We start from the raw sequence: 14,825 nt of genomic DNA, 5'->3' as shown, positions 1-14,825 counted from the left end.
TTAGCGACGCACGGCGAACTGCCGAGTCGCAACACGGGGATAAATGTTACACATCACCCGCGCTGAATCAAAACCCTCACGTATCCCCCTCCCATATACGATGAGCGCTATGCAATCCGAGATCATCGCCGCACTCGGCGTGTCCCCCGTTATCGACCCTGCCGCAGAGATCGACCGCCGCGTGCAATTCTTGGCCGATTACCTCGACCGCACCGGCGCAAAAGGCTACGTGCTTGGCATTTCCGGCGGGCAGGACTCCACCCTCGCCGGCAAGTTGGCCCAGCTCGCGGTAGTGAAGCGACGCGAGGCTGGCTCGGCTGCCGAGTTTGTCGCTGTCCGTCTCCCCCACGGCGTGCAGGCCGACGAGGACGACGCGCAACTGGCGCTGCGGTTCATTGCTCCGGACGAGACGGTAACCGTGGACATTGAGCCGGCCACCACCGCGCTGTCCGGAGCCGTCGCAGGCGCGCTCGGTGTGGAGGGACTCGGCGACTTCAACAAAGGCAACGTCAAGGCACGTATGCGCATGATCGCCCAGTACGCCATCGCTGGTGAGCGTGGCCTGCTGGTCATCGGCTCCGATCACGCAGCGGAGAACGTCACCGGGTTTTTCACCAAGCACGGCGATGGCGCGGCCGACCTCATCCCACTGGCAGGCTTGAACAAGCGCCAGGGTGCGACAATGCTCAAGCACCTCGACGCCGATCCGCGCCTGTGGGAGAAGGTGCCCACCGCCGATCTGGAGGAGGACCGCCCAGCCCTTCCCGACGAGGAAGCGCTTGGCATCACCTACGCACACATCGACGACTACCTCGAAGGCAAGACCATCCCCGCCGACGCCCAGAAGCGCCTCGAGCACCTGTGGCGCATCGGCCAGCACAAGCGCCACATGCCGCCGGGCCCTGCCGACACCTGGTGGCGCAGCTAGAGCAGATCTCCACCATAGGGGTGAACCACCGTCGCCCCTACCGATAGTGCAGCTGCTGCTTGTTTCCGGTCCGCCGTAATGAATGGGCAGTTCAGCCCTAGTGATTGCATCCTTGCCCAAGTCCCAACATGCAGGGCGTCCAAGGCTTTCGCTTCTCCACTCACTGCAACTGCCGCCTCAATGACGCGATCATCGATACTGAGGAACGAGACTCTAGATTCCAATTCGCTCAAATCTTCGGCGCCGTAGCCCATTCGATGCGCAAAACGAGCTAACTCCACACGCACGATGGCCGAGCTCACCAAAGCCTTTCCCCAGAGCACAGACAAAGCCCACTCGCTATGCGCCTCCCTGCCAGAGGAGGCAATCAGTACAGATGCATCGACATATACAAGCGGCTCCACCCCAGTCATCACCCTTCGCCCTTTTCGGTACGCGCCAAGTCGAGAGCCTGCAGATCCGCCATCACCCGTTCTAAGCGATCTTCCCCGCGCTCTTCTTCCAACCACTCTTCAAGCGATACTGCAGACGCTGCGGGCCTCCACCCTTCTTCGAAGACTTTTCCCTTCTGCGCAAGCAGCCCAAGCTCCTCGAGTCGATCTAGTCCGGTTTTCTGGCTCACCGGACGAATTTCCGCGATTGGCACTCCCCTGTCGGTCACGGTCAACGTGACCCCCTCCTTCGAAACACGGTCGATCACAGCACGCGTCTTCTGATTTAGTTGGCGCATCGACACCGTGGTGCCGTCGGCTTGTCTCGTTAACAGCGCCTGTAGGCGTTCCTCGATGTTCATGCGACACCTCCCGATGTATTACATGTCTTACATTGCAGGATAGTGCGCTACCCAACAACCCGCAAGGACTCTTCTGCCGCCCGCACCAGCGCCGATCCGTACGACGGACCGTGTGTCCAGGCGTGCACCGCAAGCGGGTGCATCTGGTGGATCGCGATGCGCCGCTGCCAATCCTGTCCGAGCTCGCCTCCGGCGTCGATGTAGCCGCCGACGATCGCGTCGAGGTACGGCGCTCCGAACAGCTCCAGCATCGCGAAGTCGGTCAACGGGTGCCCGCCGTGCGCGGCCGGGTCGATAAAACGCGGGCCTTCCGGCGAAAACAGCAGGTTGCCCGTCCACAGGTCGCCATGAATGCGCGCCAAGGGAGCCTCCCCGTCTTCCCGCACCAGTGCGTCGCAGACGCGCCGCACCGTCTCCAGTCCTTCCCGGTTCAGGTTGCCCGCACGCACCGCATTTTCCGCGAACGGCAGGACGCGCTGCTCGGTATAGAACACCGCCCACCGTTTCTCTGGCCGACAGGCCTGCTCGCGGGTGCCAATGAAGTTCGGCCCCTCCCAGCCGTCTGCCGGCGCACCAAACGCATCCGCACCCATCGCGTGGATGGCCGCCAACTCGCGTCCCGCCTGTCTCGCTGCGTCTTTGGTGGGGCGGGCACTGTCGACCCGCTCGATGGTCAGCGTGTTCGCCTCCTCGTCAAGGTCCAACACCTCCACGACGGCAGCCGAGCCCTCACGCAGCCAGCGCAGGTACGCGGCCTCGGCTGCCGCCGCTCCTGGCGCGCTGCCGTGCTTCACAAACGTGTCAGACATCAATGCTCTCCAATGCCAGTAGGAAACGTTTTGCTTCTGTCCCGCCACGGTAGCCCCCAAGCGCGCCATCGCTGCGCAGCACGCGGTGGCACGGGATCAGGATCGGAAGCGGATTCGTCGCACAGGCGCTTCCCACTGCGCGCACTGCTTTGGGGCGGCCCACCGCCCGAGCCAACTCCCCATACGTCGTCGTCTCACCGTACGGGACCTCCATGAGCGCCCGCAGCACCTCAGCCCGGAACTCGGTCACGCCATCCAGGTTCAGTGGCACGTCGAACGCCCTGCGCTCCCCGGCGAAATACTCGGCGATCTGTTGGGTGGCGAGGGCAGCGGTGACGGTGTCGTCGATACGCGACTGCCCTGCACCCCCGGGCAACAGCACCCTCGAAACGGCACCTGCTGAGGTCACCACCCCAAGCTGACCGATTGAAGTATCCATGGGCCCACGATACGAGAAAGGCTGCCCGACCAAACGGTCGGACAGCCTTCGTGGTGGAGCTAACGGGATTCGAACCCGTGACCCCCACACTGCCAGTGTGGTGCGCTACCAACTGCGCCATAGCCCCGCGTGTAAACGGTATGTAGTTGTGGAGTGGAGCTAACGGGATTCGAACCCGTGACCCCCACACTGCCAGTGTGGTGCGCTACCAACTGCGCCATAGCCCCTTGGAACTTTGGTCAATATACCGGGCCAGCCCGCCCCCGGCCAAATCGCCAGCCCCCACAAAAGGCGATATCGGCTTTTAGCCACCGCTTCAGGATGCGACCTGGGCAAATGCAGGCCGCTTGGGGCTAAAAGCCGATATTGGTCTTTGTGTTTAGCGGCTGGCCAGGACCTCCGGCCAGAAGTCACGCGGAGAGTCCTCCTTCTCGTCGAGGTTCGGGTTGCCCGTGATCTCTCGGAGTTCCTCAATATCGACGAGCTTTTCCACATCCTCGCCATCGACAAGCACGCGCGGGGTCCATGCCTCACCGGTCTTGTCTTCCTGGTACTTGCGGTTGTCGTCGCCAAGACGCTTCGCGGTGTCGATGAACTTGCCGTCGCGAATATCCTTCACAGCCTCATCGCTTGCACCGTAGTCTGCGGCCAGATCTGCGAAGCCGTTCTCGTCGTACTTGTTGTACGCCGACTGCTGGTTCTCAAACAGGAAGTTGCGCAAGGTGAACGCGGAAGAGAAATCGCCGTGGGCAAGCAGCGCCAGCTCGGCAGCCAGTGCCTTGGTGGAGTGGCCCGTCATGCCGCCATCGAGTGCGGTCATCGGGCGCAGGTCCACGTTGATTTCACCCGCGCGGACCTTCTCCAGCATCTGCTCATCGGTAGCAACGTGCAGGTCTGCACAGTGGGAGCAGGAGAAGTCTTCGAAAAGTTCAGCCTTGTTGGCATCCTTGTTTTCGCCGGTGATGTGGATGATGTCTTCTTCTTGGTTCCACTCGACGTTGATACCGGTGACGTCGATCATCTCCGCCTGCTTTGCAGCGCTGCGGTTTGCCTTGCCGTTGTAGACAATGATGCCGATGACGAGCAGGGCAATCGCGATAACAGCGACGACGGCCCAGATGAAGGCCTTGCTACCGCTCTGGTTCGGGTTTTGCACTTTGCGTGTGGTCACACGTGTCTCCTGTTGTTGGCGCCGCGATCACGGCGCGGTGGACGGGTACTGCGTACAACGGTCAAGTTTAGGGGTAAATTGCAAACTTCTTAAACGGGCGCCACATCATGAAGCCTGTGATGGCGATGTAGATGACATCGCGGAACACCGTAGCGAGCAGATTCGTCTCCCCTTCGCCGGCTGCGGACGGGTCGAAACAGCCACAGTCGATAACGAGTCCCCGCTGCCAAGCGGACAGCATGCCGATGATGAACAGCACGAGCACGTAGATGGACACCTTGCCCGACCAGCGCAGGTTGATGCCCAGCAGCAGCAACAAACCACCTGCGAGCTCGAGCGGCCCGATGATATGGGCCAGCAAGTCGGACCAGGCTGGGGTGAAGATTTCGTAGGCCTCGATGGTTTTGGCGGTATCCAGGTGGACACCAATTTTTGCCCACCCAGCAGAGATCCAAATGTAGGCCATGTAGAACCGCGCTAACGCGGACAACACGTCCAGGACCAGTGTTTTTGTGTCGCGCGCTGCAGGCGCGGCTGTCGTTGTGCTCACTCGGCTGATTCTACTCCCCTATTTGCCCAAGACCTGTGACACGAGCGCTTTGGCTTCTTCCTGCACCTGCGCCACGTGCTCCGCGCCGAGGAACGATTCGGCGTAGATCTTGTACTTGTCTTCGGTGCCGGAGGGGCGCGCGGCAAACCAGGCGTTTTCGGTGGTCACCTTCAGTCCGCCGATGGCCGCGCCGTTTCCTGGGGCCTCCGTTAGCTTTGCAGAGATAACCTCACCCGCCAGTTCACTCGCCTGCACTTGGTCGCGCGAAAGGGCCTTCAGGGTGGCTTTTTCTTCGCGGTTTGCGGGGGCGTCGATACGCGCATATGCAGGCGAGCCGTACTGCGTTTCGAGCTCGGCGTAGCGCTGCGACGGAGTTTTGCCTGTTACCGCAGTGATTTCGGCGGCGAGCAGGTCCATGATCAGGCCGTCCTTGTCGGTGGACCAGACCTTGCCGTTTTTGCGCAGGAAGGACGCACCGGCGGATTCTTCGCCACCGAAGCCGATGGTGCCGCTGACGAGTCCTGGCACGAACCACTTGAATCCAACCGGGACCTCGACGAGGTCACGCCCGAGCGATGCGACAACGCGGTCGATCATCGACGAGGACACCAAGGTCTTGCCCACCGCCGTGTCCTTCGCCCAGCCGTCGCGGTGACTAAACAGGTACTCGATGGCCACGGCGAGGTAGTGATTCGGGTTCATCAGCCCGGCGTCCGGGGTGACAATGCCGTGGCGGTCCGCGTCGGCGTCGTTGCCGGTGGCCAGGTCGTACTTGTCGCGGTTATGCACGAGCGATGCCATGGAGTCTGCACTGGAGCAGTCCATGCGGATCTTGCCGTCGGTGTCCAGGGTCATGAACCGCCAGGTGGCGTCCACGCGTGGGTTGACCACCACGAGGTTCAGCCCGTAGCGCTCCCCGATCGCTCCCCAGTAGTCCACGCTCGCCCCACCCATCGGGTCTGCGCCGACGTGCAGGCCAGATGCCTTGATGGCGTCCATATCCACCACGCTGTCTAGGTCGGAGACGTAGTGATCGAGGTAGCCGAACTTCTCCGCACGCTCGTCCAGCACGCCACTGACCGATACCCGCTTCACGCCCCTCAGGCCTGCGGCAATGTATTCGTTGGCCCGGCGCGCAATCCAGTCCGTAGCTTCCGCCGGTGCGGGTCCGCCGCTTGGCGGGTTGTATTTAAAGCCGCCGTCGCGCGGTGGGTTGTGCGATGGGGTAACCACGATGCCGTCGGCGCTTCCGCCGGGGTGGGTCAAAATCGCGTGAGAGACGGCTGGGGTTGGGGTGTAGCGCCCGGCGGCGTCGACACGCACTGGTACCTCGTTGGCAATGAGCACCTCGAGCGCGGAAACCATCGCCGGCTCCGACAGGGCGTGGGGGTCACGGCCGATGTAGACCGGACCGGTGATGCCTTCGCCGCGGCGGTAATCGACGATCGCCTGCGTCGTCGCCAAGATATGCGCTTCGTTGAATGCATTATCTAACGACGACCCGCGGTGACCCGAGGTGCCGAACACCACTTGCTGGTCCACATTGTCGGGGTCGATATCGCGGGTGTAGTAGGCGGTGACCAGCTCGGCAATGTCGATGAGGTCCTCGTCGCGGGCGGGTTGGCCGGCGCGCTCGTGTGCCATGGGGGCTCCTTTTGTTGCGGGCTGAGGGGGTGTATGGACAGCTCCATCATCGTCCGTGAATCTAAACTCTGCCAGTTTTATATTATTCGGCTATGCGTATGCTTTACTCTTCCGCATGGCTTCCACCCTCAACGACATTTTGAGCACTATCTCGTCCATCGTTTGGGGGCCTTTCGTCCTCATTCCGCTGCTGCTGGGCACTGGTTTGTTCCTCACTGTCCGGCTGCGCGGTATCCAGTTCCGCACGCTGGGTCGGGCGACGCGTCATGCGTTCGTCGATAAGGCTGAAGAGGGCGCGGGCGACATCTCCAACTACCAGGCACTGACCACCGCGCTGGCGGCGACGGTGGGTACCGGCAACATCGTCGGTGTGGCCACCGCGATCTCCATCGGTGGCCCTGGTGCACTGTTTTGGATCTGGCTCACCGGCATCGTCGGCATGGCGTCGAAGTACTCCGAGGCCTACCTGGGTGTGCGCTTCCGCACCACCGACAAGAAGGGCAAGCAGCAGGGCGGCCCGCACGAGTACCTGAAGACTGGTGTCGGCGGCGGCTTCGGCAAATTCCTCGCCACCGCGTTTACCCTGTTCACCATCTTCGCGTCCTTCGGCATTGGCAACCTCGCGCAGGGCAACTCCATCGCCGCCGGCATGCACGACGCGTTTGGCATCAGCGCCAACGTGGCCGGCGTGATCATCTTCTTCGCCGTTGGCGCTGCCGTCCTGGGCGGCATTGAGGGCATCGGCAAGATCACCGCAGCGTTCGTACCGCTGATGATTGTCATTTACGTCGGCAGCGGCATCACCGCACTGGTGCTTATGGCGGACCGCGTACCGGCCGCGATTGCCACCATCTTCACCGACGCATTCACCGGCACCGCTGCCACCGGCGGCTTCGTCGGCTCCGGCATCATGCTGGCCATCCAGTTCGGTGTCGCCCGCGGTATTTTCTCCAACGAATCCGGCATGGGTTCCGCCGCCATCGCCGCCGCGGCAGCCAAGACGCAGCACCCGGCGCGCCAGGCTCTCGTTTCCATGACGCAGACGTTTATCGACACCATCATCGTCGTCACCATCACCGGCCTCGTCATCGTCACCGCCGGCACCTGGGACATGGGCCGCGAGGAAGCCGCCATCATGACCGCCTCCGCCTTCGGCCAGGCACTTCCCGGCGAGTGGGGCAGCCTGATCGTTTCCGTGGCGCTGATCTTCTTCGCGTTTTCCACCATCCTGGGCTGGTCCTACTACGGCGAGCGCGCCATCGTGGCACTCTTCGGCGAGTGGGCGTCGATCCCCTACCGCATGTTCTTCACCGCGCTGTCCTTCGTCGGCGCGGTTGCTTCCTTGGAGTTGGCGTGGACCTTCTCTGACCTATCCAACGGGCTCATGGCCATCCCGAACCTGATCGGCCTGCTCCTGCTGTCCGGCATTGTGGTGCGCGAGACCCGCGAGTACCTCGCGTGGGATCCGCACCTGAAGAAGTCGCCGGAGGAGGTCGCGGCGTTCGTTGAACGCCAGAAGATGGATTGGCACTAGGCTCGCGCCCATGCGTATCGACGACACCCTCTCCACCACCATCACCGTCGCCCTCGGCGCGGCGTTGGGGGCAGTGGTCAGACACCTCGTCATCCTCGGCGCCGCCCCCGGCTCCACCGCTGCCCTGGCCCTGACCTTCGCGGTGAACATCGCTGGCTGCTTCGCCATGGGCCTGTTCAAGCCCGGCCCGCTGTGGGGCACGGGCTTCCTCGGTGGCTTAACCACCTACTCCGCCGTCTCTGTAGCCGCGATGCAATCGCAGGCCATCGAGGCCCTCGGCATCATTGCGCTGAGCTACGCCACCGCCATCGGCGCGTGGTTCGCCGGCGACGCACTCAGGAGCCGCCGCAATGCTTAACATCGCCGCGCTTAGCCTCGCCCTCACCCTCGCCGCCGTCTTCGCCGGCGCACTGTTCGGCGGCGCCGCCCGCTACGCACTGACCCGCATCATCCACAACGCCCACGCCGCCACCTTCGCCGCCAACGTCGTCGGTTCCACCGTCGCAGGCTTCGCCGCCACCACCCCAGTGGCCTGGCAGTTGGCCCTCGGCGTCGGGTTCGCTGGCGCGCTGTCTACCTGGTCCACCTTTGCCAAAGAACTCGGCGAGCTCATCAAGGCGAAAAAGCACGGCGAGGCCCTGCGCTACGGCCTGTCTACCGCCGTGATCGGCATCCTGGCTGCCTGGTTCGGTCTGCGCTGGGGCCTTCGAGCCTTTGGCGCTTAACGGTTACACTGGACAGACGTGCAGATAACATCCCTGAAAACCGGCCTCATCGTTGCCCTCGGTGCTGGCTGCGGGGCGCTTGCACGCTTCATTTTGCTCATTTGGGTCAACCCCGCCACCCCGGAAGCGCTCGCCCTAGCCGTCACCTTCGCAGTGAACCTCACCGCCTGCTACGCCATGGGCTACTTCGCGCCGGGGCCGTTTTGGGGCGTGGGTTTCCTCGGCGGGTTCAGCACCCTTTCCGCAGTGGCATTGGCCTCATCCCACTCGTCGGTGCTGTGGGCGGCGTTCATCATCACGCTCGGGCTTGTCTCTGCCACATTGGCGTGGATGGCCGGAGATGCGTCACGGGTGAAGCACCATGTCTGATGCAACGTGGATGCTCGGCGCCATACTCGGCGTCTTTTTCGGCGGCATGCTCGGCGGGTTTGTGCGTTGGGCGATCATGGCCGTCGTGCACAACCTGTTGATGGCAACCTTCATTGCCAACATCGCCGCCTCCGGCATCATCGGCGTGGCAATCTTCCTGCCTTCCATGTGGCAAACCGCCGTTGGTGTTGGGTTTGCCGGCGCACTTTCAACACTGTCACTGTTGGCCCGCCAACTCGGGGCGTTGATTAAAGACGGCAAGTTCCGCCTCGCCGCCGAGTACGGGATAAGCACCGCGGCGTTCGCGGTGCTCGCGGCCGGAATCGGTGCGCAGGTGGCGTCGTTCGCCACCCGCTAAGCCCTACTCCGCAATCGCATCCAGTGGCGGTGTCTTCGCAGCGCGCTGGCCCGGCCACACTGCGGCGAGCAGCCCCACTACTACCGAGGCAGCCAGGACGGTGGCGATGAGCCCGGTGGGTACGGCAATCGTCGTCAAGCCTTGGCTCTCAAGCACCGTCAGGAACGCCCAGCCAAGCCCAAGCCCCAGCAGCACACCGAGCGCCGCGCCGTAAACCGTCATCTGCACCGACTCCAGCAGGATCATCGTGCGGATCTGCCTGCGTTGCGAGCCCACCGCACGCAACATACCAATCTCCTGCCTGCGCTCAATGACCGACAGCGTCAGCGTATTCACAATGCCAAGCACCGCCACCACCACCGCCAGCGACAACAGCGCATACAGGATGAACAGCATCTGATCGATCAATGCAGTGACCTCGCCACTCATCTCCTCCGCGGAGCGCACCTGCACCACAATGTCGCCGCGCACCTCATCTTCCAGCCGCGCGCGCAGCGTCTCCAGATCGGTGGAGCCGTCGCTGTCAACGCCCACCATCAGCAGGCGCGTATTGCTTATCGACGACACCTTCGCCGCCGCCGAATCCGACACCACAAACATCTGCAACACATTCGACCCACTAAACAGGCCGGCAACCGTCACGTCGACGGTCTTTCCCGGAGCACTCGGTGCGGCCACTTGGACTGTATCACCGACCTTCCAGCCGCGCTCTTGGGCGATGTGCTCCGGTGCGATCAGCGAGTCACCAGTCAGCGATACGTCGCCGTCGACCACGTTGAGGTCGATAAGATCCGACGGGTCACCGCGCAGCACATCCGTCATCCCGACCGGCCCGAACTGGTGGCCAAACTCTCCGTCGACCGTGATCGGCGCCTGAGTGTACGACGCGATATTGCCCACACCGTCCACCTCAGCGAGCCTGTCCGGCAGATCCCCCGGGACCGGGAAAGAACCCATCTCCGGGCCCATCAGCACATAGTCCGCATTGACCTCGCTTGCGGCCACGTCATCCACCGACTGCTTCATCGACGCGCCAAGCATGCCAATCATGGTCACCAGCGCAATCCCCAGCATCAGCGCGAACGCAGTTGTTGCGGTCCGGCGCGGATTACGCCGCGTATTCGTCGACGCGAGCCTGCCCACCTCCCCGAACGGTGCCCCGATGACACGCCCCAACGGAGGCGCAACCGGCAGACTCAACGCAGGTCCCGCAAGGAACAGACCACTAATCACGCTCAACGCAGCCACACCAACCAGGATCGCCCGGTGGCGCGTCGCACCGTCATCCCACGTCATTGCGTAACCCGCCGCAACAACCGCCACAACGACTAATACTGCGCCAGCTATGGTGCGCCACATCAATGGCTGCGGCGTCGCAGCCTCGCTCGCCCGCATCGCCTCCACCGGCCGGACCTTGCCTGCCTTCCGCGCCGGCGCCAGCGCCGAAAGCACCGTCACCACCGTGCCGACGACCAGTGGCACCACCACCGCATCAACCGACAACCCAATCCCCGATTGCGGAAGGGGCATGCCGAACGTGTTCATCCCCGCACGAATCACCAACACCAGCCCGGCACCAGCCACCACGCCAAGCACCGAGCCCAACAACCCGACCAAAGCCGCTTCCAGCGCCACAGACCGCGTGATCTGCCCGCGCGACGCCCCCAGAGCCCGCAGCAGCGCAAACTCCTTCGTACGCTGCGCAACGATCATGGAGAACGTATTCGCAATCAAGAACGTGCCCACCAAAAGACCAACCAACCCGAACGCCACCAAGAAGTACGTGACAAAACTCAACGCATCCCGAATCTGCGCAGACGTCTCCTCCGCTACCTTCGCCCCCGTCTCAATTTTCAAGTCCGGAAACGCGCCGCGAAGATTCTCAACAACCTCGGTATCTTCCACGCCGTCCTTAGCCCCTACCGTCACCGCGGGATATCGGTCGTTATAGGAGTAGAAGTCCAAGAAAGTCTCTGGCGTTACCCCGAGGCGTAGCGAGGTCGCCTGCACCAGGGGGTCGTCGATAAGCCCAGTAATGCGCACCGTATTCCGACCATCGCGGTCCACCACGATGATCTCCTGCCCAACATGCAGGCCGTATTCTTCAGCACCATTGGCGTTGATCACCGCATCGCCGATCTCTTTCGGTGCGTGACCTTCGACCACCTCGACCGTTCGGCCAACCGTGTCCTGCGGCTCGTAAAACACCCCCAAACGCGACGAACCAAGACGCGTCTGCACCGCAACCTCATCATCAGTTGCGAGCACCACCGGCTCATCCGCCATCAGATTCACACGGTCAACGCTCGAGCTCGCCTTAATGCCATCAACAGTCTCCTTATCCAAGGCGCCTTCGCCCTCGGCTGGGCGCACCACCGCATCGACATCGTCAAGCACAGTGTCTACGGCAGAGTCGAACGTCGACGACAACATGTTGGTGAACATCAGCGCACCAGACAGGAACGACGTACCAAGCACCACTGCCAACACCGTCAGCGCGAGCCGCAGTTTGTGCGCCGCAAGGTTACGCAGCGACACCTTATTCATCGTGGAGTTCACTGGCCCCTAGTCCTCCATCGTCGCCATGACACCCAAAATGGCATCCATATCCGGGTTGCGCAGTTCATTAACGATGTTGCCGTCCCGCAAAAACACCACACGATCCGCATACGACGCCGCCCTCGCGTCATGCGTCACAATCACCACCGTCTGGTCATACTGATCCACCGCCGTCCGCAAAATGCTCAGCACCTCACGCGACGAGTTAGAGTCCAGGTTGCCCGTCGGCTCGTCACCAAAAATGATCTCCGGCCGCGACACCAACGCACGGGCACACGCCACACGCTGCTGCTGACCACCCGACAACTCCGCAGGCCTATGGCTCAGTCGCTTCGATAAACCAAGGCGTTCGGTGATCTCATCAAACCACTCCCGGTCCACCGATCGACCAGCAATATTTGTTGGCAGTTGAATGTTCTCGGCCGCTGTCAGCGTGGGCACCAAGTTAAACGACTGAAAAATGAAGCCCAACCGGTCACGCCGCAGCGCCGTCAGTTCCTTATCGTTTAACTGCGACAACTCCGTCCCGCCGACAAACACCTCGCCCAACGTCGCCGAATCTAGCCCAGCCATCACGTGCATCAGCGTCGACTTGCCTGATCCAGACGGGCCCATGATCGCGGTGAACTCCCCCTGTCGGAACTCAACGTCCGCCCCATCGAGCGCAACAACTTCCGTGTCGCCCTGCCCGTAGGACTTTCTCAAGTTGACTGCTCGTGCTGCTGCGACGCTCACGTGATCCTCCCTGCGGCAATTCATTCCTTTGCCGACCATACGGCCCCGGCCCCACATCGCTGATTTCGTGCAATTTCTCTACGACGACCACCACACCAGCAAGCAACTTCACCGTTTGTGGCTCCTCAACCGCTGCGGCTAGGTCTCTAAACGAACCGGGAGAGTAAAACCGCACATCACACCTTTCGCCGACCTGGGCGGAGTGTAAGAACCTGCAGCCGATCAGGCGTCATTTTGCATTGATGGCGGTTCGCCAACTGCGAGGCTGGGGTCTACGGCAGGTTCGAGTCTTGACTCTACATTGCGGACTAGTGGGTGAACCCCAACGAATCTGCTGTCGTCAACCAAGTTGCGGACTTTCTCACTCCGCATTGCGGACTAATGGGTAAGCACCAACTATGCAGCGGCATAGTGAAGCCCGTTCGGTTACTGACTCCGCATTGCGGACTAGTGGGTACAGACCAACGATTCCGTTGCCGATGACCTAGTAGCAGCCATTGTTGCTCTGCATTGCGGACAAGTTGGTCGACACCAACCAATGGGCGGTCGGTAATTTGGTGGCGCGCTTCTCCGCTCCACATTGTGTTGGGACCATGGATTTAGTAACACTGTGGTGAGTATCCAGTAACGCTCGGGTGAGTATCGGGTAACACCCGGGCGTTGACTATGAGCCGCTACTGCGTATTGGCTTCGAGGCGCATGTTTGGTCCTTCGAGTGTGATGATCTCAGCGCCAACGACAAGCCGATTCAGTATCGACTCGGCGATGACAGCATCCGGGGTGGACTTTGAAGTGCCCCGCCGACTGAGGATCGGACGGACCACCTTGTATAAATACCTCGCGGGAAACTCTGGATAAACACCCTCTCCTAGCGACCGCTCCTACTCTCGCGCTTCGCTGAGGCCATCCGCAATACTGCGCCACAGAGAACTAATGATGACTGCGGTAATTAAGTAACCGCTGACCGCATAATTGAAAAGGCCGCTACACATCTCATCGCTACGTATGTCGTAAATCAGAAAAACGGGTGCTAGTAAAACCATTACGACTAAGAAACGGTATGGAGAAAGCACCTTCCGCTTAGCTGAAAGGTGGACTAGGTACCCGATTGCCATGATGCATAAGGAGATGAATAGCGCGACCACTGCACCAAAAACCACATAGATCATGTTTCTCTCTAAGTTCCTTTAGGGGTGTCCACGACATTCGTTTCGTTCGATCTTATTCCGGAACCTCGGTTCCCTGTGTTACCTGAATGGGATCCGGGTAACTATCGGTCGTGGCGTCACTTGGCGTGGGGGTCTCTTCTTCTCGGATTGTTGGAAGTGAAGTGGGTATGCTGCCACCCTTCAGTGCCGCTTCAATTTCCTCCGACGATGTTCCTGCCTATCAGCGCTCTTTGAAAAGTAGCCCAAAACGCTCCTCGAAAAGTAGCCCATCCGAAAAAGATTGGATGGGTGATTTCTTTGGAACAATGGGCACAGATCCGGGTTGCGTCCCTTAGTGTGGTGTAACGCTTGCTGATGGTGGGCCCTGGAAAATGCAGGGGCGGCCACCGCCAGCAGGTTCCACTGACTGTGTGGGACGGCGATGACCACTGCCAAGGAGAGCAGCGCGTAGAGGATAAACGGCATCTGAGCGATCAGGGCAGCAACTTCCCTGGTCATGTCCTCGGTCGAGCGGAATTGGACGACAATATCCAGGCGGACCGCATCTTCGAGGTTCGCCCGCAGCTGCGCTTAGTCAACTGTGCCGTCGTTGTTCACCCCGATCATGAAGACACGGCCCTAGCCCCGAAAGCCTGTGGCCGCAGCCGCCTCGTCCGACACTACGAACGACTGCAGGATGCTGGAACTCTGCAATAGCCCGCCGAGGGTGGCCTCAACTGCCTCGCCCGAGGGCCCTGCCACAGCCACTGTGTCGTCGACATCCCATCCCCGTTAACGCGGGATTGCCGCCGTCGCGATCACGGTAAAGCCGTCAAAGCTGGAGCTGTCCTCCACGACGTCCAGGGTGAGGAGGTCCGCTGGATCAGGGTCTGATACTGGGCCGGGCGCCATATCGTGCGCTACCCACAACAACCACCCGGGGGCATGCTGTGTTACCGCGTCGACCGGGTGAGGTCTGCGAACAAACGAACGCACCCGCCTCCACCGGTGGTGGAAGCGGGTGCCTCATGTGTGAAGTTGTTGGGTCGGCGGTAACCTACTC

The 14,825-nt window shown here is 61.6% G+C and carries 16 protein-coding genes and 2 tRNA genes; 6 read left to right on the top strand and 12 right to left on the bottom strand.

All coding sequences use genetic code 11. The features are described from left to right. Positions 1 to 100 precede the first annotated feature (100 nt). Positions 101 to 928, top strand: a complete 828-nt coding sequence (gene nadE / locus HMPREF2656_RS09320) for an ammonia-dependent NAD(+) synthetase (RefSeq protein WP_070422599.1) — start codon at positions 101 to 103, stop codon at positions 926 to 928. Here the strand turns inward: nadE and HMPREF2656_RS09315 are convergent. The 9 genes from HMPREF2656_RS09315 to pgm all read right to left on the bottom strand — a co-directional run bounded on the left by HMPREF2656_RS09315 (position 925) and on the right by pgm (position 6,334). Continuing rightward, a complete protein-coding gene (locus tag HMPREF2656_RS09315) occupies positions 925 to 1,341 on the bottom strand; it encodes a type II toxin-antitoxin system VapC family toxin (RefSeq protein ID WP_070816477.1) in 417 nt (138 codons plus the stop codon). The genes nadE and HMPREF2656_RS09315 overlap by 4 nt on opposite strands. After that, positions 1,341 to 1,721: a type II toxin-antitoxin system prevent-host-death family antitoxin gene (locus tag HMPREF2656_RS09310; RefSeq protein ID WP_070483516.1), complete on the bottom strand. Its 381-nt coding sequence runs from the start codon at positions 1,719 to 1,721 to the stop codon at positions 1,341 to 1,343. The genes HMPREF2656_RS09315 and HMPREF2656_RS09310 overlap by 1 nt, the downstream gene beginning before the upstream one ends. Positions 1,722 to 1,768: 47 nt before the next feature. After that, complete coding sequence (locus HMPREF2656_RS09305; protein ID WP_070451238.1) at positions 1,769 to 2,530, bottom strand: fructosamine kinase family protein; 762 nt, start codon at positions 2,528 to 2,530, stop codon at positions 1,769 to 1,771. Next, positions 2,523 to 2,969: a methylated-DNA--[protein]-cysteine S-methyltransferase gene (locus HMPREF2656_RS09300; RefSeq protein ID WP_070816476.1), complete on the bottom strand. Its 447-nt coding sequence runs from the start codon at positions 2,967 to 2,969 to the stop codon at positions 2,523 to 2,525. The genes HMPREF2656_RS09305 and HMPREF2656_RS09300 overlap by 8 nt, the downstream gene beginning before the upstream one ends. 51 nt (positions 2,970 to 3,020) lie before the next feature. Continuing rightward, positions 3,021 to 3,096: transfer RNA gene (locus HMPREF2656_RS09295), tRNA-Ala, on the bottom strand. Between the two features lie 27 nt (positions 3,097 to 3,123). Next, positions 3,124 to 3,196 (bottom strand) — tRNA-Ala (locus HMPREF2656_RS09290). Positions 3,197 to 3,348: 152 nt separating this feature from the next. After that, positions 3,349 to 4,140: a DsbA family protein gene (locus HMPREF2656_RS09285; RefSeq protein WP_070422604.1), complete on the bottom strand. Its 792-nt coding sequence runs from the start codon at positions 4,138 to 4,140 to the stop codon at positions 3,349 to 3,351. Between the two features lie 67 nt (positions 4,141 to 4,207). Continuing rightward, positions 4,208 to 4,690, bottom strand: coding sequence for a MauE/DoxX family redox-associated membrane protein (locus HMPREF2656_RS09280; protein WP_256381255.1), 483 nt, complete (start codon positions 4,688 to 4,690; stop codon positions 4,208 to 4,210). An 18-nt stretch (positions 4,691 to 4,708) separates the two neighbouring features. Continuing rightward, positions 4,709 to 6,334, bottom strand: coding sequence for a phosphoglucomutase (alpha-D-glucose-1,6-bisphosphate-dependent) (pgm, locus tag HMPREF2656_RS09275; protein WP_070816472.1), 1,626 nt, complete (start codon positions 6,332 to 6,334; stop codon positions 4,709 to 4,711). A gap of 115 nt (positions 6,335 to 6,449) precedes the next feature. Between pgm and HMPREF2656_RS09270 the strand changes: the two genes are divergently transcribed. From HMPREF2656_RS09270 to HMPREF2656_RS09250, 5 genes are read left to right on the top strand one after another with little or no spacing between them, the layout of a single operon-like run. Continuing rightward, complete coding sequence (locus HMPREF2656_RS09270) at positions 6,450 to 7,868, top strand: alanine/glycine:cation symporter family protein (protein WP_070816470.1); 1,419 nt, start codon at positions 6,450 to 6,452, stop codon at positions 7,866 to 7,868. 10 nt (positions 7,869 to 7,878) lie between these two features. Continuing rightward, the gene (locus HMPREF2656_RS09265) at positions 7,879 to 8,226 is read left to right on the top strand and encodes a CrcB family protein (RefSeq protein ID WP_070483508.1); all 348 of its coding nucleotides are present in this window, start codon (positions 7,879 to 7,881) and stop codon (positions 8,224 to 8,226) included. Next, positions 8,219 to 8,593: a fluoride efflux transporter FluC gene (locus tag HMPREF2656_RS09260; RefSeq protein ID WP_070816468.1), complete on the top strand. Its 375-nt coding sequence runs from the start codon at positions 8,219 to 8,221 to the stop codon at positions 8,591 to 8,593. Before HMPREF2656_RS09265 ends, HMPREF2656_RS09260 begins: the two co-directional genes overlap by 8 nt. A gap of 18 nt (positions 8,594 to 8,611) precedes the next feature. Next, complete coding sequence (locus HMPREF2656_RS09255) at positions 8,612 to 8,962, top strand: CrcB family protein (RefSeq protein ID WP_083284794.1); 351 nt, start codon at positions 8,612 to 8,614, stop codon at positions 8,960 to 8,962. After that, a complete protein-coding gene (locus HMPREF2656_RS09250) occupies positions 8,955 to 9,320 on the top strand; it encodes a FluC/FEX family fluoride channel (protein ID WP_070816466.1) in 366 nt (121 codons plus the stop codon). Before HMPREF2656_RS09255 ends, HMPREF2656_RS09250 begins: the two co-directional genes overlap by 8 nt. A gap of 3 nt (positions 9,321 to 9,323) precedes the next feature. Here HMPREF2656_RS09250 and HMPREF2656_RS09245 read toward each other — a convergent pair whose 3' ends face one another. The 3 genes from HMPREF2656_RS09245 to HMPREF2656_RS12855 form a co-directional block, all read right to left on the bottom strand. Next, positions 9,324 to 11,879, bottom strand: a complete 2,556-nt coding sequence (locus tag HMPREF2656_RS09245; protein WP_083319498.1) for an ABC transporter permease — start codon at positions 11,877 to 11,879, stop codon at positions 9,324 to 9,326. 6 nt (positions 11,880 to 11,885) lie between these two features. Further along, entirely contained in the window at positions 11,886 to 12,653 is a 768-nt protein-coding gene (locus tag HMPREF2656_RS09240) for an ABC transporter ATP-binding protein (RefSeq protein WP_246825152.1), read from the bottom strand. A 635-nt stretch (positions 12,654 to 13,288) separates the two neighbouring features. After that, positions 13,289 to 13,438 carry an ATP-binding protein gene (locus HMPREF2656_RS12855; protein WP_224213554.1) on the bottom strand — a complete coding sequence of 50 codons (150 nt, stop codon included), beginning with the start codon at positions 13,436 to 13,438 and terminating at the stop codon, positions 13,289 to 13,291. Between the last annotated feature and the right edge of the window lie 1,387 nt (positions 13,439 to 14,825).

This window comes from Corynebacterium sp. HMSC034B08 (assembly GCF_001835805.1).
Classification (GTDB): domain Bacteria; phylum Actinomycetota; class Actinomycetes; order Mycobacteriales; family Mycobacteriaceae; genus Corynebacterium; species Corynebacterium coyleae.
Note: the sequence above shows the minus strand (reverse complement) of the source record. Positions and strands in the feature narration are given on the sequence as shown.